At 35.4% G+C, this 6233-nt stretch carries 7 protein-coding genes; 1 reads left to right on the forward strand and 6 read right to left on the reverse strand.

Features of this window, described 5'->3' with window-relative positions:
• Positions 1 to 145 precede the first annotated feature (145 nt).
• The 5 genes from GF867_RS11920 to GF867_RS11940 all read right to left on the reverse strand — a co-directional run bounded on the left by GF867_RS11920 (position 146) and on the right by GF867_RS11940 (position 4830).
• Positions 146 to 373: a YkuJ family protein gene (locus tag GF867_RS11920; RefSeq protein WP_153833332.1), complete on the reverse strand. Its 228-nt coding sequence runs from the start codon at positions 371 to 373 to the stop codon at positions 146 to 148.
• Between the two features lie 170 nt (positions 374 to 543).
• Positions 544 to 1413, reverse strand: coding sequence for an NAD(P)-dependent oxidoreductase (locus GF867_RS11925; protein ID WP_153833333.1), 870 nt, complete (start codon positions 1411 to 1413; stop codon positions 544 to 546).
• A complete protein-coding gene (locus tag GF867_RS11930; RefSeq protein ID WP_153833334.1) occupies positions 1406 to 2626 on the reverse strand; it encodes a glycosyltransferase family 4 protein in 1221 nt (406 codons plus the stop codon). The genes GF867_RS11925 and GF867_RS11930 overlap by 8 nt, the downstream gene beginning before the upstream one ends.
• Before the next feature lie 198 nt (positions 2627 to 2824).
• Positions 2825 to 4564, reverse strand: a complete 1740-nt coding sequence (ptsP, locus tag GF867_RS11935; RefSeq protein ID WP_153833335.1) for a phosphoenolpyruvate--protein phosphotransferase — start codon at positions 4562 to 4564, stop codon at positions 2825 to 2827.
• Positions 4564 to 4830 carry a phosphocarrier protein HPr gene (locus tag GF867_RS11940; protein ID WP_153833336.1) on the reverse strand — a complete coding sequence of 89 codons (267 nt, stop codon included), beginning with the start codon at positions 4828 to 4830 and terminating at the stop codon, positions 4564 to 4566. Before GF867_RS11940 ends, ptsP begins: the two co-directional genes overlap by 1 nt.
• A gap of 284 nt (positions 4831 to 5114) precedes the next feature.
• Between GF867_RS11940 and GF867_RS11945 the strand changes: the two genes are divergently transcribed.
• Entirely contained in the window at positions 5115 to 5396 is a 282-nt protein-coding gene (locus tag GF867_RS11945) for a DUF1827 family protein (RefSeq protein ID WP_153833337.1), read from the forward strand.
• A 280-nt stretch (positions 5397 to 5676) separates the two neighbouring features.
• On the opposite strand, the gene GF867_RS11950 is transcribed toward GF867_RS11945, so the two are convergent.
• The gene (locus tag GF867_RS11950; RefSeq protein ID WP_153833338.1) at positions 5677 to 5865 is read right to left on the reverse strand and encodes a hypothetical protein; all 189 of its coding nucleotides are present in this window, start codon (positions 5863 to 5865) and stop codon (positions 5677 to 5679) included.
• Between the last annotated feature and the right edge of the window lie 368 nt (positions 5866 to 6233).

Below are 6233 nucleotides of genomic sequence, written 5' to 3' on the forward strand. Positions count from 1 at the left end.
GCATTGCTATTATAACACAATCCAACAATGCTTGAATGATTTGTTCACTTCTCTAACGTTTCTTAGGATATTTTTAATTTCAATGTATTGATCGCATAAAAAAAGCTTCTTCATCCGAAGAAGCATAAATGATTCGTCTTGATTATTAACCTAATAAATCAAATATTTCCATTGCAACTAAATCAATGTCATCAAATCTAAATACAGTTCCAGTTGCGCTTTCAGTCATTTCAAAAGCGTCACTTTCAGTAATGTAAGCAACCTGACATTTTTCAACACCGTCTAACTCAAAACGTCTAACCTCAGTTTCATTAGCCGTATTTGTCATCGCTTCAAGTCTTTGGATAATTCCAGTTAAAACAGATGGTTTCATCGAATTTTCCTCTCTATATTCAAGTATACAGCCCTCATCAATCATTCATCAACAAAATCATGATTTCCTTCAAAATATGGACCATAATCTAATATGCTTATTGATAAAATTTATAAACATACTTTTTATATAGTCTTATCCTAACAAATTCAACTGAAATTGCAAGAAAACTATGTAAATTTTTTCCATAATTTTATCAGGGCTTGTGTTCCATCGTCACCGTAGCCACTATCACACAATTCTTGATACAATCGAGCAGCTAATTCTGCACCTGGTAAAGGCACCTCTAATTTTTCAGCTTCATCTAAAGCAATTTTCAAATCTTTTAAAAAGTGTTTAGCAAAGAAGCCAGGTGAATAATCCCCTTTAAGAATTCTCGGACCATAGTTAGCTAAAGACCAGTTAGCAGCAGCACCGCCACCTACTGTGTCTAAAACCGTTTGTAAATCTAAGCTAGCTGCTTTCGCATAAGCTAATAATTCAACCATCCCAGTCATTGTACCTGCAATCATAATTTGATTTGCCATTTTAGTATGCTGTCCAGCTCCAGCTGGTCCCATTAACGTTACCTTAGCTGAGAAAGCTTTTAATAACGGCTCAGCCTGTGAAAAAGCCACCTCTTCCCCACCAACCATTGTAGTCAATCTGGCTTCCTTCGCACCTAAATCTCCACCTGACACTGGGGCATCTAGACTTTTAATCCCTTTTTCTTTTGCTGTTTCTGAAATTCTAATTGCCAAAGTAGGCGTACTCGTCGTTAAATCAATTAACAAACTGTCTGTATGAACGCCAGCAAAAACACCATCATCGCCAAAATAAACCTCTTCAACATCTTGAGGATAACCTACAATTGTCATGATCACATCTGCTTGTTCAGCTACTTCGCGAGGTGTCTCACACCACTTAGCACCCAAACCTACAAGTTCATTCGCTTTTGACTGAGTTCGGTTATATACAAATAGTTCATGACCTGCTGCCTGTAAATGTTTTGCCATACTATTACCCATTACACCTAAGCCAATAAATCCAACCTTAGTCATCTAACATTCCTCCAACCATCATTTCTCTAATTGCATCTTTTACCTTCATATACATTTTATCAAATTTAGTTAAATCTAGCGAAGAAGTGTGTTCATCAATCACTTCTTGATAGAAACTGGCAACACATTCTCCGAAATATTCTGACGATAACTTTCTCAATTGTTTCTGATCGATTACTTGAAGTGTCTGAGTCTCTTTTTTCTGTAAAAAATCTAGAGCAGTCTCAACCAACGTATTCTCATCATCAAATAATGCTCCAAAGTTTTCATTAGGCATAATTGATTCTAAGTATGGATTGCGACGAGCAATGATTGGCAAGCGATTCGCAAAAGCTTCTAAATAAGTTAAACCCTGTGATTCGGAGTCACTTGCATTAATATATAAATCGGCCATTTGATAATATCGATCTACTTGATCATGTTCTACTCCGCCCACAAAAATAATACCTAGGTTGCGTTCTTTACTTATTTGTTTCAAATCATCTAGAATCGGTCCGTCACCAGCAATCACTAAGCGTGCATTAGGAACCTTTTCTTTGATTTCTGGAAAAGCAGCTATCACTTCATCGATTTTCTTTTCTTTAGACACCCTAGATAAGGACAACAACACGATATCAGATGGAGCTAAGCCTAATTCTTCCCTAACTTGAACTCGATTTTCATCACTATACAGCGGCATTTTAACACCAGTAGGAATGATCTCAATTTTCTCAGAAATACCATAATTTCTTAATGTATCATGCGTTAATTTACTTGGGGTAATAATCCCTTGCGTTTGATTACAATACAATTTTGATAAATACCTTACATGACTCGCATGAATTAAATGCCCCTGCAAAATATAATGCGTATAATTCTCATACATCGTATGATATGTATGAACATTCGGTATCTTCATACGACTCGCAACATACTTACCTGCCATTCCTAAACTAAATTCAGTATGCGTATGCACAATGTCTAGTTCATTCTGTCTTGCAATTTTTAAACAACGATCGAAGCCACTATAGGCAATACGTCGATCATCATAATTTATAAACGGAATGCTAGGCAAGCGAACTACGCCAATTTCGGGTTTCGCTGCGGGATCTGTTGTCGTAAAAATAATAACATTATGCCCCTGCCTCACTAATTCATCACGTAATAATTTTACTGAAGTCGAAACTCCACTCACTTGAGGGAAGTACGTATCGGTAAAAAATCCTATATTCATTGGTTCACCATCTCATTCTTATCCGTTTAGTTTACTTATATGACTGATATAAATATTATTTCACACTGCTATTATTATAGGCAATTCAAAGCTAAAATAAAAGCTTTTCCCCTCAGCCTAAAGTTTGAATTTCACTATAGAAACAGAAAAACTCCAGGAATATCCTGGAGTTTGAACTAGCAAAATATATTTAGACGCTTACGCTTCTTCAGTTGCTTTACGAACAGCCTCTTCAACTAATTCAACTACTTCTTCAGCAGTTGCACATTCGTTGATTGCTTTGTCAGCCAAAGCAGCCATTTCATTAGAATCTAACTTACTAATTAAGCTTCTAGTTCTTAGAATACTTGTCGCACTCATTGAGAACTCGTCTAAGCCCATACCTAATAACAACGGTACAGCTGTTTGATCTCCAGCCATTTCACCACACATACCAGTCCATTTACCTTCTGCGTGAGAAGCATCAATAACATTTTTAATTAATGTTAATATTGATGGGTTATAAGGTTGGTATAAGTATGAAACGCGTTCATTCATACGGTCTGCTGCCATTGTATATTGGATAAGATCGTTTGTTCCAATACTAAAGAAGTCAACTTCCTTAGCAAATTGCTTAGCTAATACTGCCGCTGCAGGAATTTCTACCATGATACCCACTTGAATTGTTTCAGAAACGCTAACGCCTTCTGAAATTAATTCCGCTTTAGTTTCATCATAGATTTTCTTAGCAGAACGGAATTCTTGTAAAGTAGCAATCATAGGGAACATAATACGTAAATCACCGTGAACAGAAGCACGTAATAAAGCACGTAATTGTGTTTTAAACATATCTGTCTTATCTAATGAAATACGGATTGCGCGATAACCCAAGAATGGGTTCATTTCTTCTGGTAATTGTAAATAAGGTAATTCCTTATCTCCACCGATGTCCATCGTACGAACGACTACACCTTTACCATTCATAGATTCAAGAACTGCTTTGTACGCTTCGTATTGCTCATCTTCAGTTGGGAAATCAGCTGAATCCATGTATAAAAACTCTGTACGGTATAATCCTACACCGTCAGCACCGTTTTCTAATACACCCACAACATCTTTCGGCGTACCGATGTTTGCTGCTAATTCAACATGCTTACCATCTTTAGTTACTGATTCAGCTTCAACTAGTTTAGCCCATTCAGCTTTTTGATCAGCATATCCAGCGCCTTTAGCTTCATACGTTTTGATTTCATCTTCAGTTGGGTTAAGAATAACCTCACCATCTAATGCATCAACGATGATTAAATCACCATCTTTAACAATAGATGTGATTTCTTTAGTACCAACAATTGCTGGAATTTCTAACGAACGAGCCATAATAGCCGAGTGAGAAGTTCTACCACCAATGTTTGTTACAAACGCTTTAACATACTTCTTATTTAATTGTGCTGTATCACTTGGTGTCAAGTCATGAGCAATCACAATTACTTCTTCACTGATTGTCGCCGGGCTAGGTAATTTAACACCTAATAAAGCTGCCAACATACGTTCAGATACGTCTTTAATATCCGCTGCACGTTCTTGCATGTATGGATTATCTTCCATAGATGCAAAAATTTGGATAAACATGTCCGAAACATTTTTCAATGCTGTTTCAGCATTGACTTTGTCAGATTCAACTTGTCCTTTAACTTGATCAGTAAATTCTGGGTCAGCTACAACAAGTAAATGAGCTTCAAATACTTGAGCTTCTTCAGCACCTAACGATTCTAAAGCAATATCACGGATTGCCGTGATTTCTTCAGTAGTTTGCGCAATCGCTTGTTCAAAACGCGCGATTTCTGCTGCTGTGTCTTCAACTGTAACTGTCTCAAAACTTAAGTCAGGTTCTGTTAATAAATAAACGGGAGCAATTGCTACTCCGTCACTTGCTGCAATACCTGTTAAACGATTTGCCATTATTCTGACAATCCTTCGTTCTTCATAGTTTCTGCTACTGCTTCAATAGCTGCAGCTTCGTCAGCACCTTCAGCTGTGATTGTTACATCTGCACCTTGACCAACGCCAAGTGACATAACACCCATAATTGATTTCAAGTTAACTGATTTACCTTTGTACTCTAAGTTTAAATCAGATGAGAACTTGCTCGCTGTTTGTACCAATAATGTTGCTGGGCGTGCGTGAATCCCTGTCTCTGCAATTACGTGAAAGTCTTTTTTCTCCATACTAAAAACTCCTTTAAATAATTTTTTTTGAGGGGTTCTTCACATAATGTTTGCACATCAGTGAAACCCTTTCAAAGACTAGAATACCATTTTTTTAGGTATCTAACAACAATAAACGCTCATTTGTCTGTTCATTGTTGACTAAAACAGTATAAGACAATTAAACAAAAATTAAAAGACCTTTCCACTAATTATTTCGATTAAAATGTAATCAAAGGTATTTACACTGTTTTTTTCCAAACAAAAGAGTATAATTAAGTATAAGTTAAAGGGGGGCGTTACTGATGAAAATGATTGACGTTACAAACAGTCACTATAATCTTGTTTCAAATCAATTAGAGAATACTGATGCATTTAATGTTAAAGTTTATTCGCTAGGTTCATCCACAGTAATATATACAGAAGCTAATACGCATAAAAACTTAATTGTTTTAAATAGGTCCCGTACAGTCCGAGATCAGGAAGTTAATTTTGCGATTTCCAAACTACTTGAGCAAGATAATCGCCACAAGCTTGAGGTATTAAAAGGACATAACTTTGTTCAAATTGAAAAAATCATTCGTTAAGCAGCCAAGTATGGTTGCTTTTTTTATTAAATATCTTGGATTATGTACTTATTTTGACTGCTTTAATTAGAAAGTAATTTCACAAATAGTGATAGTGAACAATGAATATTTCCTTCTAAAAAGAAACACCATGAAATCAGCTTAAAGCTTATCTCATGGTGCTAATAATATTATAGCTGTTTTATTCAGTTTGTCATAATTAGCATTAAGACAAGCTGGCACTTTCAAAATTATAAGCTATCCAGCGACGCATAATATAAATATTGTTCATTAATCACATTTATTTAGTTGCAGTCTTCTTTAATTGTTTTATCTTTGCATAAGCCTTTTCAGGCAATATCCCTATAACGATAAGACACAATCCAAGACCTAGTAACAATCCTAAAATAAAATCAGGTATATTTAAAAACCGATCTATAATAAGATAAATTGTTTGTAAAAGAATACCTACTCTTAATTCCTTTTTCATACTATAAACCTCCATATTCAAATTAATATACTACATATTTTTCTACAAATTAATACATAGTTGACTCAACTTGCCTTCCCACTCTTAATATTAGCCCTGGATTATTCACTTCAATGATAAAATGATTAAAATGACTGTCATTTTTAACAAAAAAATACTTTGAGGTTATTTTTGTTAAAATCCGGATGGTTATCTCTTGAAACTGACGCTGTTAAGCGACTGTTATTAAATTTATAGGCAACCATTCGAGTCCTTGTCTAAAAATGGGCAGACTCGTCCCTTTGTTATTCGCTTTTAAAATTTTTATAGGTTCCGACTGATTAACTCAGCTTTATAATCTAAAGTGTTGAACACGTTCGTAGATTGCG

Source organism: Fundicoccus ignavus, assembly GCF_009659375.1.
Taxonomy (GTDB): Bacteria; Bacillota; Bacilli; order Lactobacillales; family Aerococcaceae; genus Fundicoccus; species Fundicoccus ignavus.